16 protein-coding genes are annotated in these 22,111 nt (G+C 51.0%); 9 read left to right on the top strand and 7 right to left on the bottom strand.

The window, feature by feature from the left end:
* Positions 1-420: 420 nt before the first annotated feature.
* Entirely contained in the window at positions 421-3,288 is a 2,868-nt protein-coding gene (locus tag AAC022_RS15260; RefSeq protein WP_339732270.1) for a protein kinase, read from the bottom strand.
* Positions 3,289-3,676: 388 nt separating this feature from the next.
* Between AAC022_RS15260 and AAC022_RS15255 the strand changes: the two genes are divergently transcribed.
* The 8 genes from AAC022_RS15255 to AAC022_RS15220 all read left to right on the top strand — a co-directional run bounded on the left by AAC022_RS15255 (position 3,677) and on the right by AAC022_RS15220 (position 12,783).
* Positions 3,677-4,342 (top strand): glutaredoxin family protein, encoded by a 666-nt coding sequence (locus AAC022_RS15255; protein WP_339732268.1) that lies wholly within the window; start codon positions 3,677-3,679, stop codon positions 4,340-4,342.
* A 177-nt stretch (positions 4,343-4,519) separates the two neighbouring features.
* Positions 4,520-4,993: a response regulator gene (locus AAC022_RS15250; RefSeq protein WP_339732266.1), complete on the top strand. Its 474-nt coding sequence runs from the start codon at positions 4,520-4,522 to the stop codon at positions 4,991-4,993.
* A 156-nt stretch (positions 4,994-5,149) separates the two neighbouring features.
* Positions 5,150-6,424 (top strand): class I SAM-dependent rRNA methyltransferase, encoded by a 1,275-nt coding sequence (locus AAC022_RS15245; protein WP_339732264.1) that lies wholly within the window; start codon positions 5,150-5,152, stop codon positions 6,422-6,424.
* A gap of 97 nt (positions 6,425-6,521) precedes the next feature.
* Positions 6,522-7,634, top strand: coding sequence for a methyltransferase (locus tag AAC022_RS15240; RefSeq protein ID WP_339732262.1), 1,113 nt, complete (start codon positions 6,522-6,524; stop codon positions 7,632-7,634).
* Positions 7,635-7,934: 300 nt separating this feature from the next.
* A complete protein-coding gene (locus AAC022_RS15235; protein WP_339732260.1) occupies positions 7,935-8,663 on the top strand; it encodes a YiiX/YebB-like N1pC/P60 family cysteine hydrolase in 729 nt (242 codons plus the stop codon).
* A gap of 157 nt (positions 8,664-8,820) precedes the next feature.
* Positions 8,821-9,945, top strand: coding sequence for an HlyD family efflux transporter periplasmic adaptor subunit (locus AAC022_RS15230; protein WP_339732258.1), 1,125 nt, complete (start codon positions 8,821-8,823; stop codon positions 9,943-9,945).
* 195 nt (positions 9,946-10,140) lie between these two features.
* A complete protein-coding gene (locus AAC022_RS15225) occupies positions 10,141-11,718 on the top strand; it encodes a serine/threonine-protein kinase (RefSeq protein ID WP_339732256.1) in 1,578 nt (525 codons plus the stop codon).
* Positions 11,719-11,811: 93 nt separating this feature from the next.
* Positions 11,812-12,783, top strand: coding sequence for an acetyl-CoA carboxylase carboxyltransferase subunit alpha (locus AAC022_RS15220; protein ID WP_339732254.1), 972 nt, complete (start codon positions 11,812-11,814; stop codon positions 12,781-12,783).
* 274 nt (positions 12,784-13,057) lie between these two features.
* Here AAC022_RS15220 and AAC022_RS15215 read toward each other — a convergent pair whose 3' ends face one another.
* The gene (locus tag AAC022_RS15215) at positions 13,058-15,352 is read right to left on the bottom strand and encodes a peroxidase family protein (RefSeq protein WP_339732252.1); all 2,295 of its coding nucleotides are present in this window, start codon (positions 15,350-15,352) and stop codon (positions 13,058-13,060) included.
* Positions 15,353-15,976: 624 nt separating this feature from the next.
* On the opposite strand from AAC022_RS15215, the gene AAC022_RS15210 reads away from it, so the two are divergent.
* Positions 15,977-16,456: a hypothetical protein gene (locus AAC022_RS15210; RefSeq protein WP_339732250.1), complete on the top strand. Its 480-nt coding sequence runs from the start codon at positions 15,977-15,979 to the stop codon at positions 16,454-16,456.
* Between the two features lie 236 nt (positions 16,457-16,692).
* On the opposite strand, the gene AAC022_RS15205 is transcribed toward AAC022_RS15210, so the two are convergent.
* The 5 genes from AAC022_RS15205 to AAC022_RS15185 form a co-directional block, all read right to left on the bottom strand.
* On the bottom strand, positions 16,693-17,904 hold the full coding sequence (locus tag AAC022_RS15205) for a CvpA family protein (protein WP_339732248.1): 1,212 nt from the start codon (positions 17,902-17,904) through the stop codon (positions 16,693-16,695).
* A gap of 213 nt (positions 17,905-18,117) precedes the next feature.
* The gene (locus tag AAC022_RS15200; protein ID WP_339732246.1) at positions 18,118-18,366 is read right to left on the bottom strand and encodes a hypothetical protein; all 249 of its coding nucleotides are present in this window, start codon (positions 18,364-18,366) and stop codon (positions 18,118-18,120) included.
* Positions 18,367-18,396: 30 nt separating this feature from the next.
* Positions 18,397-18,846 carry a D-aminoacyl-tRNA deacylase gene (gene dtd / locus AAC022_RS15195; RefSeq protein ID WP_339732244.1) on the bottom strand — a complete coding sequence of 150 codons (450 nt, stop codon included), beginning with the start codon at positions 18,844-18,846 and terminating at the stop codon, positions 18,397-18,399.
* Position 18,847: 1 nt separating this feature from the next.
* Positions 18,848-19,966 carry a glycine oxidase ThiO gene (thiO, locus tag AAC022_RS15190; protein WP_339732242.1) on the bottom strand — a complete coding sequence of 373 codons (1,119 nt, stop codon included), beginning with the start codon at positions 19,964-19,966 and terminating at the stop codon, positions 18,848-18,850.
* A gap of 152 nt (positions 19,967-20,118) precedes the next feature.
* Positions 20,119-22,014 (bottom strand): c-type cytochrome domain-containing protein, encoded by a 1,896-nt coding sequence (locus AAC022_RS15185; RefSeq protein WP_339732240.1) that lies wholly within the window; start codon positions 22,012-22,014, stop codon positions 20,119-20,121.
* Positions 22,015-22,111 lie beyond the last annotated feature (97 nt).

Raw genomic sequence — 22,111 nt, 5'->3', positions numbered from 1 at the left:
ATGAGAACGTATTCCCATTCACTGTTGGCAAGCCAACAGTGCCACGCGGTTGAGGAATTGTAATATCATCGTGGCAGGATCATTCGTAACGTTTTCCTGTCAATTTCCTGCTCGCTGCGCTCGGACCGAATTACATTCGGTCCCACCCAATCAATAGTTTTGTGTAACGATCCCCCTCAAACGACCCGGCAACAGGAAACCGTCAGAGAAACAGATCAAGTCAGAACCAAGCTTCGATCCCTATATACTATGTAGGGGCAGGTCTATGAGCCTGCCCGCCGGGCGACATTCAATACCGAATCACTCTTGGAATGGAACCGGAGAAAAACTCCGCACGACAACACGCGAACCACGTCGACACCGCGGGCGACCACATAGGGTCGCCCCCACATTCGGGAACCAGTCTAAAAGAGTATTCTCTTACGGTCCGACCGCACCCACATAAGGTTTCATGCCACCAGGTGTACCGGCGACTTTGTGGGCTGGATTATCCGGGGCAGGGGAGAGAAATTTTTCATCGCCCGGAGTCGTTGAGACGAAATTGCTCAAATTCGCATCGCCCCGTTTGCCTTTATTTTTGAACAGATCCAACTCATCTGCGGGCACAGGCTTTGGTGCGGTGCGCGAAGAATAGTTTTCCTGAGCCGTTACTATTTTGGCCCAGACTTTGGGATCATTCTGTTGTTCCACTTTCGCTGCTGCGTCTTCGATGGTGGCGAACAGATTGCGGGAAACCTGAATCGCTTCACTACCCGGTCCGGGCATGGCGGTGATCACGATCCCCGAATTCACAATGAAAAAGGTGTTGTTGGTCAATTTCAAATTGCTGAGGTCATACCCCAATGACTCAAAGCGAATACCAGTTGCTGATTCCGAAAAGATTGACTCTTTGATGTGCGTATCTCTGACGCTTGAGGAAAACCGCAGGCCAACCTGCATCGCATTCAGACAACGCACATTGGACATCACGATGCCACTATTTGTTTCCCCGGTGAAATCCAGACCGACAGCCTGCGGGTTGCCCGCTTTGAGTTTTAGATTTTCCAGCAAGAGCGGCTCATTTCCCAACCCGGAAACACTTTTCGTCAAAACCCCCGTCGACTGAAAATCATTCACTTTCAAATTTTTTAATTGCGTTCCCACCAGATAATCGGCCAGTTCAATCGCGACTTTTTTCCCCTGGGCTTTGATCAGAAAACCATCGATCGTCAGTCCTTCCATCCCCTTCAACTGAATCACCGGTTCCGGTCCCTCGGGAGCCAAGATGACTGGTTTTCCACTTTCCGCGACAATCGTGATTCCTTTGGGGTAGCTCAGAGTCGAATTATCGATCTGAATCCGTTCCTTGAGTTCCTGACCGGAGACCACCTTGATGGTGTAATGTTTGCTGTCGACTCCAAAGGTTTTGCTGAAGACAATCTGAATGTCTTTCAGTACTGCGGCGATCGTTTTGTAATCTTCTTCGGGACCAACTTTGATTTCCTCGGGCAGTGTCTCTGGTGTAGGAGTCTTTTTCTCTGTCTCTTCGGGCTGGGCGACTTGTGTCTCCTCTGGTTTTTCTTCTTCTCCCGATAGCGCGAACATCACCACGCCTGCAATCAGCAACAGACCAATCCCGCCGCCAATTACTGCGGGAAAAAACCATTTCTGACTTGTAAGTGAGAGTTCTGCCGGTGCCGCCTCTTCAACGAGTTCCGCTTCGATTTCCTCTGGTTCCGCTTCCAGTATCGCCGAGTCGGAAGGCAGTGCTTCCACAACTGGAGCCGCTTTTTTCACGGGACGTTGAGCCGGCTTGGCAACTGTTTTCGCAACTGTTTTCGCAACTGGTTTGGGAACCGGTTTTTTGACAGGCTTGGCGACGGGTTTCGCTGTCGGTTTTGCTGTCGGTTTTGCTGTCGGAGCAGCCGATTTCGGATCCAGTTTCTGTTGTGTCTCTGCCGCCCCTGCGATCCGCGTCGAAGCGGTACTGATTTTGCCCTCTTTGATTACCGAGGAATCATGTATATCCGAAGAAGGACTGGCTACTGGCTGCTCCGGTGAACTGCGCGGCTTCTGTTTGACTTCACCAGAACCGGGTCCTTTTTGAATTCCCGATTCTTCTTTCAAATTGGAGAGAAAGGCTGCCAGTTCCGGATTTTTTTTCTGTTGTTTCTGAACTCCGGACCCTGCTTGGGATAAATCAACACCAGATCCCAGACCACTACTCAGATTGTTTTGTCGCCACTCTTCATCCGTATTATTCTGCAACCATTCATAGAGAGCATCTGCGAGTTCGTCAGCCGTCTGATAGCGTTCTTCGCGATCTTTGGCCATCATCTTCTCCAGGATCTGAACCAGATCCTCGGGAGTATCAGGGCGGTCATTCGTAATCGGCGGCGGCTCTTTGGTCTGATGCGCCATCAAACGCTGCGCCAGTGTGCCTTCGGTGAAGGGGGGATGTCCCGTCAGCATAAAATAGACGGTGCACCCCAGGCTGTAAATGTCAGCGCGGGAATCGACCATGTGACTGTCAATCGCCTGTTCGGGCGCAAGATAATCTGCCGTCCCCAATACTTTTTCGTCATGTGCAATCGTCAGCGATTTATCTTCGCCTTCGTTAAAAAAACGGGCCAGACCCAAATCGAGGATCTTGACAACCCCTTTCGAATCAACCAGCAAATTGCCCGGCTTCACGTCGCGGTGCACTATGTCTGCTTCATGGGCGTGGGCTAATCCCTTGGCTGCCTGCCGGGTATAATTGACGGCATCACGAAAATCGAGTGCGCCGTTCTTCGTCACGATCTCCTGCAAATCCTGCCCGTCCACATATTCCATCACGAGAAAATGAATCTCGGCTTCATTTTCCATTTCATGGTCAACATCGTAGGCACGCACGATATTCGGATGATCCAACGACGCCACAGCCTGTGCTTCGCGATGAAAGCGCGCCAGATAAGAGGCATCGTTTACACGTTTGGAAGGCAGCACTTTAATGGCACAGCGGCGACGCATCAGCACATGTTCCGCCAGATAGACCGAACTCATGCCCCCTTTGCCCACCAGGTCCAGTAAACGGTATTTCCCCAGGAAAAACCCTTTATGCTTGCCCTGCAGTAGCTTATTTGCCTGCCACCGCGTCAGCAGAGTACGCTGAATCAGCTCGTCAGCGATCTCAGCCGGTTCCCGTTCTCCCAGCTTGATTCCCTGGTCCTGATATTCGGAGAGGAGTTTTTTCAGCTGATCGACCGAAACCAGACCGCTTTGTTTTACCAGGTTTAAAAACCCCTCGGCCGTTAGTTTTCCTGCCATTCTCTACCAATTCGCTCAACGTGTCCTGCGATGAATCTCAATACTCAGCAAGGTAATAGTAACACTCTAGCATCCGTTTTAATGACTGACCAGTATTGGTTTATGGAATCTCCCGAATCCCGGATAATGCAGAACCGGAGCGCACAAGCCATTTCCCCGGCGACTTCACCAAGGACATTATGAACACTATCAAAGCCCGCCTGTTTCAGACGCACCGCGTCGATCTGAATTGATAAAACGACGAGATAAAACCACGAAGAGATTTAAAAACAGGGCAATTGACTATAATATTCTGAGAAGAAATTCGATGATTATTATAGAGAGCGAAACGGCGGGCAGGATACTCCGTACAAAGTCAGTGAGAAGGGATGCGACAGGGGAAAATCATATGAGCACAATCGCACACACAGAAGAACTTCCAAAAGGGCTCCCTTTTTTGGGGAACACTATGCTATTTCTAGGCTTAGGAATCTTAGCCCTCTCCCTGACAGGAACCGAATGGCTGCCGTTTAACATGCCCCGCTCCTGGTATCAGAGCCCCTCCATCTGGAAATTACTGGCACTTTGCCTGTCATGCGGCGGAGTTGCCGTCCTGAAACAGGTTTCCAGTACAGAAATGAAACACGCTGAACGCAACCGCGGTACCCAGCAAAACGAAGACTGGATTCCTGAAGAGCAGGGCCAGCGATTTGAAACGCTCACCGTTTACACCAAAGAAAACTGCCCCCTCTGTGAAGAGGCTGCAGAAATTCTGGAAGATTACGCTGCATACCTCCCCACGGCAGAATTTATCGATATTTACAGCGACCCGGCACTCGTCAAGCAGTTTGGCACATGTGTCCCTGTTGTCTCTTTTGATGGCAAGATCCGCTTTCGGGGACGGATCAACGAAGTCTTGCTGCGTCGTTTGATCGTAGCGTCTCCGGTGATAGTGTCTCCGGTGATTCAGGGGACAAAGTCAGGTTGTGGCTGCAACAAACAGAGCTGTGGCTGTAAACGACCGACTTCGCAGACCGAATCAACCGGATGTGGCAGCAATTGCCGTTGTGCCTGAGGCTGGTTTTTATAGAAAACACCCAGAAAACGAGCAGCAGCCTGTAAAAAACGGTAGAGCGGTTATTGTGATTCCCCGGAAAATGAGATAAATTACCTTCAGAGTGCGTGAATTTCTATTTCACGCCAGCTGAACGGGCCAGCTTCCAAATCTATCTTACACTACAGGCAAACGATTATGTCGTCTGAAATCTCTTTGAAGAATTCAAAAATACTTATCGCTGATGACAACCATCAGAACTGCGAACTGCTGGATGCCTACCTGTTGGATGAAGGCTATGAAACATTCATGGCCTACGATGGCAAAGAAACGCTGGATAAAGTCGCCGAGATCGAACCAGATCTGATCCTGCTGGACATTATGATGCCCAAACTCAGTGGCTACGAAGTTTGTACGCAACTGAAACAAAACGAGGAAACGAAAGATATCCCCATTCTCATCATCACTGCCTTGAATGAAATGGGAGACATTGAAAAATCCGTACAGGCTGGCTGTGACGACTTTTTAACCAAGCCCGTCAATCGCATTGAACTCACGACCCGTGTCCGTTCTCTTTTGCGTGTCAGACATCTGACGAACGAACGGGATCGACTGCTGGCTTATCTTGCGGAAGTGGAAGGCACGACCAAATCGACTTCCAGTGAAGCATAATTCATATATGCAAACCGCTTTCAACCAGGAAAGACGTCTTGCACCGCATAGAGATCAACATTCTGGTCATTCCCGGTTCAGACCGTGAATGAGCCTCCCTATTTCTTTTTCGATAGACACAAACGCTCTATCGATCTTTTTGATTAGAAAACTCTTATGAGTGATTCAAGCCCGCTCGAGGCTGACGCGACCATTATCTCCGAAACGACTACCGATACGACTTCCGAAACGAAACCCCTGCCACGTGTCACACTCAAGCCACGTCGTGCACTCCCGTTCTTTGGACGCCATCCCTGGGTATTTGCTGGTGCGATTTCCAGAATCGAAGGATCTCCCGAACCAGGCACAGAAGTCATTCTGCAATCTGACAAAGGAGAATTCATCGCCCGGGGCTTGTTTAACGCGAACAGCAATATCCGCGTCCGTCTCTACTCTTGGGATGAAACCCAGGAATTCGACGATGCCTTCTGGCTCAATCGACTGGAGCAGGCGGTGGCACTGCGGGAATCCGTCGGGCTGCTGGATTCCTTTGAAACGACCGGCTGCCGCCTGGTATTCAGCGAAGCCGATCAACTCTCTGGCCTGACGATTGACCGCTATGGAGCATGGTTCCTGGTTCAATTCTCAAGCCTGGCACTCTCTATGAAACAGGATCTGGTAATTCGTTTTCTCAAAGAACGTTTTCCGGCAAAAGGGATCTGGCTGCGAACAGAGAAGGGGATGCGCGATGCGGAAGGGCTCGAAATCTCCGATCAACTTCTCGATGGTGAAGCACCGCCGGAACATTTCTTTCTCGAAGAAAACAACATCCGCTACGGCATGAGTATGGTCACCGGACAGAAAACCGGATTTTACCTCGACCAGCGCGACAATCGTCTCGCTGTGGCCCGCTATGTCAAAAATCATCGCCTGCTGGAAATGTATTGTTACACCGGTGCCTTCGCACTCAACGCGGTCATACATGGCCAGGCCCAATCCGTTGTCGCCTATGATTCCTCGCAGTCAGCCATCGAACAGGCGAAAGCCAATGCAGAACTGAACGGCATCGGCAATCGAATTCAATTCGAAACTGGTAAAGCCTATGCGGTTCTGGAAAAACTCAAAGCAGACGGAGAACAATTCGATTCGATCATCCTGGACCCGCCGAAAATGGCCCGTCATCGCAGTGGTGTGAAACAGGCGTTGAAAGGCTACTTCAGTCTGAATCGTCTGGCGTTTGACGTCTTAAAACCCGGCGGAATCCTGGTAACCTGCAGTTGCTCCGGACTGATCAGCCAGCAGGATTTCCAGCAGATGCTGGCTTCGGTTTCGCAACACACCGGGCGTCACTTACAGATTCTGGAACAACGAGGACAACCAGCAGACCACCCCGTTTCTCCCAGTTGCCCTGAGAATCATTACTTGAAATGTTTTATCTGCCGGGTTTTATAATCATCGAATTTGAGTAACCTTGTCTGCGATAACCTTGTCTGCGATAACCTTGTCTGCGAAAAGACCTGTCTGATCCGAATCCTGAAAATGAATGACCATGTCGCGTAAGTCGAAAAAAAAACAACGCCTGAAAAAACTGATTCCTGCACCCGAACAATTGCTGCTGGATTTCCTGACTCCGGAATGGAGCGCCACGCGCACCCTCTGCTTTCAGTCGAACCTGCATCAACTGACCACGGCACTGCTGCAACGCAACAGAGCAGGCACCCGCGTTGACTGTTTCAGTTTTGACAAAACCGTTATCAGCCGCATTCAACACAAGTGCAGTCTCGTCCAGGAAGAACTATCTCTTTCTACGGAATGGAGCACCATCTGTGGCAGCGAATTTCCGGAAGATGATTATGACGCCGTCATGCTACCGCTGGCGCAACAGTTATCCGAGGAGTATATTCGTGATTTAACACTCTCCGCAGTACAAAGCCTGCAAACGGGAGGCACGCTGACGATCGCCTCGTCGCGCACAAAAGATTATGAATATCATAAATTCCTGAAGACTTTGTTTCCCAAAGTCACGCGCCTCGTCTCGGATGCCGGTATCATCTACCAGACAAAGAAACCACAGGACTTACCCGAGAAAAAAAGTCTGCTCGATGAACTTGTGGCCCGTGAAGGCGATACCCTGTTACATGCTTACACTCTGCCCGGCGTCTTCAGCCACCGTCGCCCGAACCAGAGTGCGCGTGCCTTGACGAATCTGATGGAATTGTCAGAGGAATCCACAATTCTCAACATCGATTGCGGTTCCGGAATCGTTGCTTTCATCGCAGCCACACGTTGCCCGTCTGCCACCGTGCATGCCATTGACAGCAATGCCCGCGCCGTCAAATGTACGGAGCAGGGGATTGCCAAAAACCAACTCACCAACGTCCGCGTGGAATTATGTGAAGAAGGCCAAGGCATCGAACCCGAAAGCTATGATTACATTCTCACCAATAAGTCCTATTTCAACAGCGAAGAGCAAGGCGAAGTTTTTCTACAGAAATGTCTGCGCGCCTTAAAACCAGGAGGGCTGTTACAGTTCTCGACCAAACAATATCAATGGTACGCTCATCGACTGCTCGATCTCTTCACCGATGTCGCCATTGATGGTGCCGTCCACCACTTCACACTCAGTGCCAGAAAACCACCGGAAGAGCAGCCTCCCGCTTAGTCACGGCTTTCAAAACAGAATTCATTGATACGATACTGAGCAACTGACTACACCTCACTCTCTTCAAACCGACTCACCGTACGCGCACAAGAGTTTGCCCACCGAAATGATTTTCCGGCATTCGCTCATTTTTTCTGATCTTTTTCCAAGAGATTCTCGTTGACAACGAAGAACTAATGTGAAAATATCATTTAAGCAACTGAGATTAACGAATTCGGCACAGTTTGAACGACCAGTGCGAACGACCAAGGCGAGTTACCAGTGCCGGGAACAGATTGATCTTTTCAGAAGGAGGCTGTTATGTCATTATTCCTGTCGATTGCTGTCCTTGCTTCCACACCACAGGCTACCCAAAGGAATGATCAGCCCATTCAGGCTGTAACCCCACAAATGAATGCAAATTTTACGACCTTCGACCAGTTGGCCGATACGCTTTCTACCCGCGTCCAGACCGGAACATTGCTCTTCAGTAAAGGTGACTGCCTCGCCGTCCGGATCTTCACGCAAAGCGCCTACACCCACGTCGCCATGATCGTCATGCGAAATGGGGAACCAGTGGTTTATGACAGCATGAACGGAACAGGAGTCCGCTGCCTGACACTCAAGAATTACTTGAATACACAGCGTCCTGCCACGATCCATGTCTTTCAACCCCAGGCAGCATTCAATCAGAGAATGACAGCTCAGTACGAACGTTTTCTGGATAAAAAACTGGGGACTCCCTATTCCATCAAACATCATCTGACGGGAAATCGCGCTCAGGGAGTGCACTGTGCAGAATATGCCGTTGATGCTTTAGCAGCCTGCAATCTGATGAAAGCCAATGCCCCGTCAAAAGTTTCACCCGCTTCGCTGGTCACAGGAATTGTCCAGTCCGAGCGTTATATCCCTTCGATCACGTTTGCCCTCGAACGGCCACCACGGGCCGTAGAGAAACCGAGTGGCTGGTGCCATCAACTCTGGATTGACACCAAAAACTGCACCTCAACCTGCTGCATCAAACTCCGGGGCTGGGTTCTCTGTCAATAAGCATTCTAAAACATCGCCCGCAGTCACTTCCTGAGTTCTTCTGTGAAATCAGTGAAAGATCTGCAAACACTGCTTGAATCTGCGGAGCTGGTCAGCGAAAATCTGAATAAGAGATTTTTGCTCACGTGTGATACACTTCGTACATGAAAGCTTTGGTATGATGCAGCTCCTGGCTAAGACTTCAACAGCGCTCGTTTCTTCTGAAAATAATCGATACATCAGTTTCTCGATGTTGCTCGCAGTTCTACTGCTGATGACAACTCCTCTGCTGGCACAGCCAGCGGCCGACCAGCAGCAGACTGTATCGATTCAACGTGAAGCAATCACACTCAGGCATCCACGCGATTATTATGTGCCTCTCAACCTGAAACCCGTACGTGCACTCTTAATTGCGTCACCCATCGACGGAATTGTCCATGCGATTGATGTCAAACCTGGCGACAAATCAACAGCAAAAACCGTCTTAGTTCGCCTTGATTCCAGCATTCCCCAGGCGGAAGTGGCACGCGCAGAAGCAGCGCTGGAAGTAGCCACTCAAGAACATAAAACTTCGACAAACAAAGCGATTTCAAAAGCCAGACTCGATCTGGCACAAGCAGATCTGAAAATCGCCAATATCCGTCTAGAGCAAACCATTATCCGTGCCCCATATGAAGGGGAAATCTTCCGGGTTTTCGCTGCACCGGGTGCCTTTGTCAGAGCAGGGGACCCCCTGCTGGAACTGGGAGACACTTCAAAGCTGCAAGTTGAAATCCCCCTGACACGCGCGCAGGCCCAGAAAGGGGCCAAGATCAACCTGAGTGTCGAAGAACAGGCAGTTCAAGCCACCGTCGATCAGGTTCTTCCATTAGCCCCTCAATTTGAAAAACTCAGAGATCTGGCCAATTCCATCACATCGGCTGTGGTCATCCTGAACAATAACAGCAATCAGTTCAGGCCGGGGCAATCGGTGAGCGTCGCATTGATTCCGCGTTACCCCATTGCCGAAATCCCCACGATTTCGGTCACCAACACCCCCGAGGGGGAACGAAAAATTCAGATCGTTCGTGAAAATGTGATCAGAGACCTGAAACCGCAGATTCTAGGGCAAATCGGTCCGGAACGCCTGTTTGTGGCTGCTCCGTTCAGCAAGGACGATGAAATCATCGTTAGTACATCACAACCACTGGCAGATGGAGCACAGGTTCAACCCGTCCTGAAAGTGGGCAAAACAGAGACCACCCCGGGTCAGACACCGGGACGCACCCCAGCAAAACCACCTGGAAAAAAGGTCAGCTTTTAGAATCCATTGTTTCGTTAAGTCGCTTAGCTCGTTACACTGTAAGGTGCGAAGAAAGCATCCCTGTCTGATCAGATGATTTCTCCCGGTTCACTTCAGGTTCGAACAAGAACCCAGGACATGACAGATCATTGTATTCACTTACAATGAGTTCCGGCGGCACCACGTCGGATCACTCCAAAAGCAAGAGGTTGCGCAGTGGCTGAAACAGAAACAACAGATACAGCAGAAGATGAAAAAGTAGTTGATGAGTATCAACTCGCGAATCTGATCGCCGATGGTTCGACCACCCAGATTTGGGAGGTGCAAGAAGAGGGGGCCCCGACCAGTTTCGCCATGAAACGGCTGTTACCGGAACCCATGAAAAACCCGGAAATTGTCGCCACCATGAAACTGGAAGCCAAAGTGGCAGGTGCCATGGATCACCCGAATCTGATCTATCTGCATAAGTTTGTGAAATCCAAACAACACGTGTACTTGCTGATGGATTATTTCCGCGCCCCCAATCTGCGATCGCAACTCACTTTAGATCCGCTTAGTGTCCAGGCACGTTTGCGCAAACTGATTGAATCAACGGCGATGGCACTGGGACACATGCATGAAAAAGGCTGGGTCCACAAAGATATCAAACCGGAAAATATTCTGATCAGCAAAAGTTCCGAAGTCAAAGTCATTGACTTCGGTCTTGCCGTACCTGTCGCGAAAGGGCTCGGAAAGTTATTCGGGAAAGCAAAGTCCGTTCAGGGAACACGTTCTTACATTGCCCCCGAGACAATCAAAAAACTGGCACTGGGTCCCGGTGCTGACGTCTATAGCTTGGGAATCACCATCTTCGAAGTCCTCACAGGGAAAACTCCCTTCCATGGCGAAAACCCCAAGGAAGTTCTGCTGAAGCATATCGGAGAACGCCCTATCGCACCTTCCAGTATCAATCCGAATGTCACTCCGGAATGTGATGAATTTGTGCTGAAGATGCTGGCCAAGAAACCGGAAGGCCGATTCCAGTCGATGGAAGAAGTCGTCTCTTCACTCAGAAACCTGAAAATATTTAAAGCGGAAATCTCTGAAATCATCGCTCAGAATAAAGCGAAAGCAGACCAGGAAGAAAAAGAGTCGATGCAGGAAAAACGACTCGATAGCCGTGCGGATGCCCGCCTGTCAGAGTTGGTAAAAGAAGACCCGAAACTGGCTGCAGAATTAATTGCGCAGCGAAAAGCAAACAACAAGAAGAAACCGACTCCCAAGCCGGAACCACAAAAAGAAAAGAAACCCCAGCCACCACCACAACAACAACCGCCCCAGCCAATGCCCGGTGGATATCCACCGCAATATCAGCAACCAATGTATCCACCACAGCCAATGCCGCCGGGGCAACCCATGCCGGGACAGCCGATGATGTACCCGCCGCAGTATCAAGGCCAACCCATGCCGCCACAGGGAGCCTATCCGCCTCCCGGGTACCCACAACAGCCTTATCCACAACAGCCTTATCCACAACAGCCTTATCCACAACAACCCTATCCGCCGCAGCAACAACAGCCACCCCAACCACAACCGGGACAGCCCGCTGCGCCGCCTCCACAACAACAAGCACCACCGTCTGCACCGCAGCCGCAGGCACCGCAGGCACCGCAGGCACCGCAGGCACCACCACAGCCTCAACAACCAGCACCAGTGCAACAGCAACCGGCAGCACCACAGAGCGACGACAGCAAAGATAAATCTAAAAAGGACGAGGATCTTCCTTTCATGGATGAATTGCCTGATGTGATCTAAGAAGATAAAATCTTGCATTAATCGCTTGCATCTCTCAAAATGCCGAGCACCTTTACATAAACACTCTCATTTTTTTACGCGGTCTCACATATTATGTCAGTCATCAATCAGCTTCCTTTCGAACGTCCCATTTACGAACTGGAAGAACAGCTCAAAAAGATCGAGCAGGAACCGAACCCGACAGCCAACACCAAAGATGCGATTCGCAACATGCGTCTGGAAATCACACGTATGAAACGTGAGATTTTCGAAAACCTGGACGCCTGGGACACAGTCAAAGTCGCCCGGCACCCAGAGCGACCACAAACCCTGGATTACCTGGAACTGGTCTTTGATGAATTCGTGGAGCTGCATGGCGATAAAGCCATAGGCGATGACCGGGCCATCATCACCGGGCTTGCCAAACTCGACGGACAGAAAGTCATGTTCGTCGGCCAGCAAAAAGGACGCACACTCAAAGAACGGACCGAGTGTTTTTACGGCTGTTCCCATCCGGAAGGCTACCGCAAAGCCCTTTCCAAAATGAAAATGGCGGAGAAGTTTGGCATCCCCATCATCTGCCTGATCGATACGCCGGGCGCTTACCCGGGAATCAAATCGGAAGAACAAGGGATCTCCTACAACATTGCGATCAACCTCAGAGAAATGTCGCTGCTCAAAACTCCCATCGTCTGCGTTGTGATCGGCGAAGGGGGTTCCGGCGGTGCAATCGGAATTGGAATCGGCGACTCCATCTCCGTGCTGCAGTATGCTTACTATTCCGTGATCACGCCGGAAGGCTGTGCCGGCATCCTCTGGAAGGATGTCAAATTTGCGAACGAAGCCGCCAACGCATTGAAGTTCACCAGCGACAATTTGCTCAAACTCGGAATCATCGACGAAGTCGTCCCGGAACCACTGGGCGGCGCACACCGCGACCACCGCCAGATGGCAGCCGCTCTGAAGGCGTCACTCTCCGCCAATCTGAAACAGTTGACGAACATTCCACTGGATCAACTCGTCGATGAGCGCTACAAAAAGTTCCGCAAGATCGGCATGTTCCACGAGAATCTGGAAACCGAGTAAAACCGCAGCGGCTTCAGCAACACAATAAAAACACCCAACGAACGCCCGTTAGATTCCAGAAATGGACCACCAACGGGCGTTCGTTTTTTTACGGCTTGTGAAATAGATCATAATTTGTTCGGATCAATGACGCTTGGCAGGCATACCTGTCTGCTCCCTACCAAGTCCAGAATCCTGATCAGGATATCAAGTTCTGGACCCCAGGTTCTGAAACCGGTGAAGGGGGGGCAGGTCAGCTGCGTTGCGTGGTTTACAGAAGGAAATCAGCCAGCCACTAGGGACGGCGTTTGCCAGGAGGCATACCTAAAATAGGATCAAGATCATTGGAAGCGAAGACCTGATCCAGCATTCCGTGATCGTCGCCACATTCATCTACATCGTTTTCAACAGATCCATGCCGGTTCGGTCCTTGTGTGGGGCGGTGATTGTCTCGACGATGCGTCATTCGCTCCCCACCACGACGGCCCTGATGCATGTGATCGCGGCTGACGGTGTCAAGGATGTCGACATCGATATCCACTCCGTCAGCCACTTCGATGGTGTCATCCGCGTCCGTGCCCCGAACCACAATCCGCTCCATGCCGGTGAATTCCATCGACATGCCGGAGACATCAACAAAACCATCGTTCACGAAAATCGTGTCGCTTTGATCCGTACCGTTGACGATCAATGTGTCAGAACGCCCTTTTCCCGCTTCCACGATCAGACCACCGGGAAGGTCTGCAATGGTGATGCCCTCAATGGTGACGCGCAGAGACCCGTTGCCGGTACTTGACAGCATCAAACGTTCAACACTGTCAAGGGACTGACTGCCGATCACCTGCCGCGTTCTGTTGTCGACCACTTCCAGATTCCCGTCTGCCGCGCGAATGGTGACGTCGCTTGAACCGGTTTCCGCCAGGTCGAGCCGCATGATAGTCGGCGCAAAGAACACATTTTCCTGTAGCCCAGAGACATCCGAATTGCGTTCGATCACATCGGCCAGCGTTGTGCCGCCGATTTCAGCGAGTGCGTCACCGGAGAACACGTTCTCATACCAGAAGCGATCTCCATCACGCAGCCGCTCGAACTGATCAACGATGATGGCCGTGAACGTCTCACCCATGCTCGATCCCGGCAGATGCTCTTCGGCCAGACCACCAACCCACAGATCGATGTTGTCGACAGTGCCGTACAGCATTTCCAGTTTGGCAGCGACTTCCGGATCGGATGAAATATCGGAGAAGTTTTCCACAGCCGACAGTCCCAAGGCAACGCGTGTTGAGTTGTAGTCCGCCAGTCCATGGTCGCGACCACGCTGGATATTCAGCGACGCCAGATCGAAACCGCCGGCCCCTGGAGGACCAAACAGAAAGTTGCGAACGTCATCGACGATTTGGTTATCGATTTCCTGCGCCACGTTCACGGTAGCCCCGCGTAACAGGGAATCAATCCCATTTACTTCCAGTTCGCTCGGGTTGAAGAACGCATTCAGCAACGCGATATTGCCTTCGTCGGCGACATTCCCGTTCTCATCAAGCCTCAGCAGTTCGGACGACAGCATTGTGTGCCCGAAACGATAGGCGGCATTGGAAAATTCATTGGCGATACTGGGATCGACGGTGGAATCGTATCCAATGTATTCGCTGACGACACCCGGGCCGAACAGTGCCGGAAGGAATTCATTGAACGTAACTGCCTGTAACTCCCCAATCACAATCTGCCGTGCCTGTTGATACAGTTCTTCATCGGTCAGGTCCGGGTTTTCCGTCGCCAGTTCCGTAGCAATCCGATTGTGCTCGCGGACCCAGATTGTGTGCATCGAAGTCAATGCCACATTCTCGTTGGCTCGAATATCGCCCGCCAGAAAGAATCCGTCCTCTCCGTAAGGCAGCAGGTCACCTTCACTGGTTGCCAGCATCCCCCCTTCGAAGGTTCTCAACTGGTCGGCCAGCGCTTCATCCGAACCGTAGATGCCTGAACCATCGATAAACGCGGTAATCTGATTGATCTGCTGTCGAACTCCATCCTCGTCCACCTCGAAAGCAGATCGGTTTAGATTAATGACATCATCCCCGGAGCCGTCCGGATCGAAGAATACATCACCGGTCGGTACTTCAATCGGAAATGATTCCAGCGGATTACCGTATTCATCATGAGCGGATTCGGTCAGAGTGATGTCGTGATCGATGAACTGTCCCCAGACCCAGAAGAGGTCTGTCAGATAGCGGTCGTTGGTTTCTGCAGAATTCGCGTCAGCGATGACATTACTGATTTCGCGGGCACTCGGGCGGTCTTCGCCGGCAGGTGTCGACAGGCCGTCGCCGTAGTCTGCATCAGCTAGCCTCAGAAGTTGTGTATCGGTACTACCAAGTTCCGGGTTGTCGATGTTGTTGCCGATCCCGTCGATCGAGGCGTATTCGGTAACGGTGCCCAACTCCGTTATCAAAACGCTATCATCTGTTATGTCTGTAGCAAGGGAATTCATCACCGACAGCAGTTGACGATCTTCAAGGAATTCAACGGCTGAAATGTGAGATAATTTTTGGGCGGCCTTGCGTTGACGATTTGGTTTTCGAAATAGCATCATGAGTTCTCCTGACGTGCGAAGTCGCTTGCGCGCAGTTCTTTCGAACTGATCGACGGAAGCCACCAGACGCGTGGTTGATTTTTGTATTGACGAAGGCCCGCCCTACAAAAGAGTTGATCAACCGGACTACTCAAGACAGCGAGTAGCCCCTTTAGATAGAGTCTCTATTATGAAAACGAAAACGGATCGAAATGATCCACAGGATTCGACAAATATTTCATCAAATTAATCAAAGTGATCGGTGTACGTCAGGAGTGTCGTGCCATTCATGTCGAGCGTACGAACGTTAACCATGCACTCTCCACCTGTCTGTTCACCATATGTGGTTTTAACACCCGGAATTCAGCGAACAGCTTATTCAGGAATGGACCGAAGAGGGTGCCTACCGAGAAGCATGGCGGCGTTTGCTGGAACACTTTGATCGCCGGAAGCTCCTGGTCTGGTCGGAAGCATTCCGGCATCATTCCTCAGTAGCGGCCAAACAAAGTTCTTTCAGTCTCACTACGTAAGACGCCCGTTTGGATGCTATGCTAAGAGCAGACGATTCCCGGTCGAGAGTTCGACTGAGGACTGCGTCCTTGCTTCCATTCAGTAATGGTGAAAAGACGTCGTTGGTTCGCGGGAATGGAAACCGATCTCTCAGAGGCCCGTCAGCGATTAGAAATCGGAAGTTCGATGATTTACCTGCAAAAGCCAACAGAGGCTCCTGAAGACGTCATGATACGCAAACAAAACCATGAGTTCGTGCGTCGGGAAGCCCATCGACCAGGGATCAAATTTGTAGAATGGATGGCTGGAGAAGCGGCCAGATCAACAAGGGAAACAGACGGAAAAACGGGATCAAGAAAATTGCCGTTAATAGCCGGCCAAGCAGCTCTGATCGGGGCACTGAATCGCACGCGTCAACAGACGAATTTCCGCCACTGGTTTCCGCGTAGCCAGACCGATCTACCGTCGCCAATGACGGTGCCAATGAAGTCTCACACGGATCGCGTTGAACTGCGGCAGCAGAACAAAATCAACCGTGCCGTTGAGCAGACATCCGCGAGGGAGCAGAAGCCCCTTTTTCGAATACCGATTTTATTCCCGGTATTCAGAGCATGAGAGCACAGGCAACACAGCCATCCCCAATAAAGCACCCCACCACGAACGTCCGATAATGTCCGTTATGTTAAGTTCGTGGTGAATTTAAGCCTATTTTTATAGGGTTTGCAATTCCCCTTGTTTCTACGTCGCTGTGTCTGGCAACGTTTCTTATCGGCTTTACTTCAGCCACTCGCAATCGCTGGGAAACGTTTCTGTTTCCCCCTGAAAGCGGCTTGGCTTTGTCTTCTGTTTTTCTATCTTCTCTCCACGCTCTGCATCCGATCCTGCAACGCAGAACCGAGTGAATTCAGCGGAACTTTCTGCAGCTCTAACTGATGCAATACACGCACATCTAATGGTGTCGTCACATCGGTTTGGGGATCAGGGTCTCCCCCGGTTAAAAGCAGGTCCGCACGCCAGTCTTTTAAGACCAGCAGCACGACTTGATCGGGTATCCCAGACAGCTCTTCTTGAAATTCTTCGATTAAGTCTTTCTGTGCTTCAGGATAGTCAGAATAGACGGCTGCAATATTCTGCAACAGCTTCGTTCGCTCCACAGCAGTCTGCTGATCGCCATTCGCACCAAACAGAGAATTATTCGTGGGAGCAGTAACCTTGGGCTGGCCGTTTTTCCATTCATCAGTCACGCCCCTCAACACTCCGGGAATCCGGGTCTTCAACTGTTTCGCAAAAGTATTCCGATCTTCAGGAGCCGTCGCGTTGTAGGCTTCGATCACTTTGTCTTCCAACTCCCCCCGCAGATAGCTGGGGATGCTTTTAATAATCTCTTTCAGCAACGAATCCTGCTTTGTCGTTCGTACCCCTGAACCATCTCCCCCAGGTCGCTCAAAGAACGGATTGGGCAGATCATTCGTGCCAGGCGGAAACGGATTACCGCCCCCGTCATGATCATGGCCGTGGTCATCGTCAAACAGATCATCGTCATCATGATCATGAAGCGGCACACCGGGATGATCCAGATTCGCCAGACAGGAATCCAGTACTCCGTGCAGTTCCTTAGGCATCACCGGCGCCATTTCGTTTAATATGAGTGCAGCTGCATAGCCACTATGCGAACTTACCACCGCGGCACGAGCCGAGTCAGAAATGGTGATTAGAAAGAATGTCAGGAACAAGGAAAAGATCACACCTTTGAGCAATCCTAAAACGGCCCCCAGATGACGATCGAATTCCTGGAACTTTAATGAATCGATGGCCGACTTCAAACTTCGCGCCAAGGTAAACGATACAAACGAAAAGCCAATATAAATTACCAGCATCGCGATCCAGCGATTCAAAGGCGGCTTCACGTTGATCACAGGTGCCAGTTGTAAAGACAGAGACTCTGCAAAAGCAAAGCAGAGTACCAACGCAGCGATCGCAGCCAACTGCCAGACCACCCCTTTCGAGGCGCCCTTCCAGACTGCATAAAGAAGAATGGCAACAATCAGTAAATCAAACCACATTCTGACGTCCTGTCTAACTCTGGTCATCCATGAGAAAATTACGGGGTGGCCCCCCCCCTACCGACACTCCCCCGATTTTTTAGAAAATCAAGGGTAGGGGATTATAGAGAAAAATCGAGGTCAGCGCAAAGGCCAGATTTTTGTCCGGGAATTGAAGCGTCTGAAGAGATCCTGACTCGTTTCGACAAAAGCAAAGCAGGGTGCAACCGTAAATTATTTTTTCCCCGCATCGGAAAACGCGGAATCCCGATCGTATTGAAAGCATCGCATCAACAACCGGCTGAATAGATACATCACGACCACAGGCAGTAAGGCAAAGAGTACGAGAACAATACTGATCAGCACGAGCAAAAACAGAGTCTCCTCATCTAGATGATGATCCAGAAACCCCGGAATGCCACACAGAAAGATGACTGTCAGCATCCCTGCCATGATCACCAGAATTCTCTGAACCAGCAGCATGCGAATCCTCACTTATCAGAACTGAAGTCTTTAAAACTCTTTTTTACTGTCCAACAGCAGCGTGATCGGGCCGTCGTTGACGAGTTCCACATCCATATGCTGCTGAAAGCGGCCCGTGGCCACTTCAATGCCGTGACCTTTGACTTCCGCCACAAAACTCTGATACAGCACATCCGCCGCTTCAGGTCGAGCGGCATTCACAAAACTCGGGCGACGTCCTTTGCGACAATCTCCCAGCAACGTAAATTGACTCACCACCAGCATTTTGCCTTTAACATCAGACAAAGCCAGATTCATTTTGCCGTCCGCGTCTTCAAACACGCGCAAGCCAACCGCCTTTTGTGCCAGATAAATCACATCATCCTGCGTGTCGTCCTGGCCGACTCCCAGCAACACTAAAAAGCCCTGATCGATCTGACCGGTAATTTCTCCATTCACAGTCACACTCGCACGGGACACTCTTTGAACGACGGCTCTCAACTTAGCGCTCCTCGCAATCTCGAATCCCGCGTGAACAGGCAAACGGCTCAAGCGACAACTCGATCTCTTCTTCACAAATCAATTGCCGCATCAATTTCGCGGTGATCGGTGAAAGTTGTAACCCATCCCGATAATGGCCTGCCGCCATCAGTAAATTCTCATAACCGGCGACATGCCCCAGATACGGCAAGCCGTCAATTGACTTCGGACGCAGTCCCGCCCAGGCACGCTCGAACGTCGCTTTTTTCAAGCACGGCACAACGGATTCTGCAAACTGGATCAGACCACCTACGCCTTCCGCCGTATTCTGTTTATTGAACCCGACATTGCTCTCTGTCGATCCAATCAGGATTCTTCCATCACTCCGCGGAACCAGATACCGGCTGCCACACTCAATTACTTGATGGAACGGCAGGCGAGTCATCGACAGTAACACAATCTGCCCCTGAATCGGAACCAGATCGCAACCGATGCCCAGTTGAGAGAGTACCTCAGGCGACCAGGCTCCCCCTGCAATCACAGTGCGCCCTGCTCTGTGAATTTCTGTTGAAGTACGGACGCCTGTAACTCGGGCCCCCTTCTGTTCAAAACCGATGATCGGTGTGCCGGGATGGAATTGAACTCCCTGCTTCGCACAAGCCAGCAGCAGTGCTTTTAAATGTCGTGGATTGCGGACTTGGCTCATCTCGGGTAAATAAAAGGCAGACTGGATTTCCGGACTCAGAAACGGTGCCTGTTCCTGCAACAACCGAGGCTCATATTCTTCCAGGACAACGCCCGCCTGCCGCCATTCAGAGACATAGTCTTGCCAGCCTGGCATTTCCTCACTGAGTGCAACATGGAAGCCACCACAGTTGACAAATCCGTTATCAACGCCCGATTCTTCTTTCAAGCGATTCGACCATTCGGGCCACATCAGTCGACTGGCGGCACGAAGCTGAAGGCCGGGAGTCGCTGCCGCTTGAATATCCGCGGGGGGTAACATCCCTGCCCCTGCCCAAGATGCCTCTTGACCGAACTGCTGTCGATCAAACACGGCGACAGACAGCCCCTGATGTGCCAGTTCATAGGCGATCGACAGGCCAATCACGCCGCCACCAACAATATTTACATCCAACATAAGAATTACGCGCCCTGATCACACTCAAAAAAACAGAAAGCTCAAGGCTGTCGATTATAGCGGACTGCAATCAGAATCACAGGGCTGCCATCCTGCCTGTTGATCAAGAAATAATAGCCTGCCTTTAAGATTGGACATCAAACACACCGAGGTTATTTTTTCACTTTACCGGGCCGTAAGGTACGAGCATAAGCCGTCGCCAGTGCACGTAGATTTGTGCCGTACACTTTCTGTATCGCGGCCTGAGCAGTGGTCCCTGATTTCAGATCCTTCAACAACAGCGCCATTTTTGGTAAACCGCCGTTGTTAATCAAAAATTCGACCAGCGTAAACCCAACCGCTGTGGTCTCTGACGGTGAAAACGTACCTTCTGCCACCAGCTCTTCCGGTCGAGACACTTTCGGAGCGGCGTCCAGCGCCTGCTGCCTTAATGATTCAAAGTAACTTTGATCCGAAGCCCCATTCGCCGCCAGCAGGACTCCTAATCCACGAGAAGCCCACATGGGAACTTCCCCTGCTCCGCGTTGAATCGCAGCATTCGTCAGCCCGGCTGTCAAATTGGTCTGCAAACCGGGAGAATCAGCGGCCGCTACATCACCGACATCCTGCAGCACGAGATATGCATCCAGAAAAGTAGGCGTCACTTTGGAATGCCAGGTCGTCGCTGGATCGACACGACGATCTTCAATCGACTGATTGAATTCCGAATATCCAAACCGATCCTTGAAAACGTAAACGGCCAACTTCCCTTTCCAGAGCGGCTTCCGTGTTTCGTTAAACAGTTTTCGCAGCGCATCAGCCTGAGCTTGCGCCCAGCCACTGATCTGTTTGAGCCGATCGGTGCTCACATTACCGTAGAACATGAAATCATCCGTCTCAAGCAGTTCTGCCTTTTCATTATTGACGGCACGTTTCCAGGTTGGCTCAAGAGACTCACGCCGCAGATCGGCAAATTTTTCAGGAGATAACGTTGCCAACTCTGCCATCCGTTTTTCATCTTCTGTCGGCACCATGGCTCGCAGCGCCCCTTTGGCGTCCTTACCGTCAAACTTGGCCCCTTCTGCAATCCACGTTTCCAGAGCTTTCGCGTCTTTTCGTTTGAGTAATGCTTGCCCCTGCGGCATTTTAATCGGATCCTGCAATCCCACCAGATGCCACAGACGACTGTCATCAGGCTTGCCGGGAACAACCACCTCTCCCGTATCGCCTCCCCTGAGAATGTCTTCAAAGGTCACGACGGAAAATCCACTCGCCGGATTATTGCCACTATGACAACGCAAACAGAAATCGAGCATCCACGGCGCGACATCGTTCATAAAGGAAATTTTTTCATCACCGGTCGCCATGACAACCTTAACGGGGGCTTTCTTTTTCTTCGTCGATGCACCAATCGGATCGGTCTCTTTCTCTCCGTCAAACCGCGCCCCTTCCGCAATCCAGCGGCCAATCAATTGAAGTTGAGCCTGATCCAGAGCCGGGCCGTTTCGTGGCATCCGCTGATTAGCGGGTGCCACTAACTTTCGGGCGATCAGGCTATTATTCGGATTACCGGGAATGAGTAATCTGCCACTTCGTCCCCCCTGCCTCATGCCGGCAAAGGTATCCAGTTTTAAATTGGCACTCGCTCGCTGCGCGCCATGGCAGCTCACACATTTCTCATTCAAGATCGGCGCGATCTGAGTCTCAAAGCTGACTCCCTGATTTGCTGCCGCTTTATTTCCTCCGCCACCCATCATTTTTTCCAGCACTTTGCGGCGGAGCCCGATCAATTTTTTCGTGCTGACCAGCACCGGATCGGTTTCAGCCAGCATCGCATCCTGAGCCAGCTTGTCCAGTTTCCCTTCTTCGGTATCAGTCAGTTCTTTCGCTTCGTCATATTTTTTCTGTCGGATCAGGACTGCCACTTTCCCCAGATTCTTCTTTATCGAAGCCAATTCTTTCCTCTGTGCCGAGGTCAGCTTTGCAGCCTCAGCGGGAATCGCCATCACTCCCAGGCAGAACATCAGTGCCACGAGAATCCGCGTAACAAGAACTGACCGATATGACATAACTTCCCTCATTATTCTGTAGTTCAATATAGTGGCATTGGAATGTGCCCCCCCTGCCCTCTTGGAATTGGCAAGCGGAAGCGGTCGCTGTGGAATG

Origin of the sequence: uncultured Gimesia sp., assembly GCF_963976445.1 — a bacterium.
Classification (GTDB): Bacteria; Planctomycetota; Planctomycetia; order Planctomycetales; family Planctomycetaceae; genus Gimesia.
Note: the sequence above shows the minus strand (reverse complement) of the source record. Positions and strands in the feature narration are given on the sequence as shown.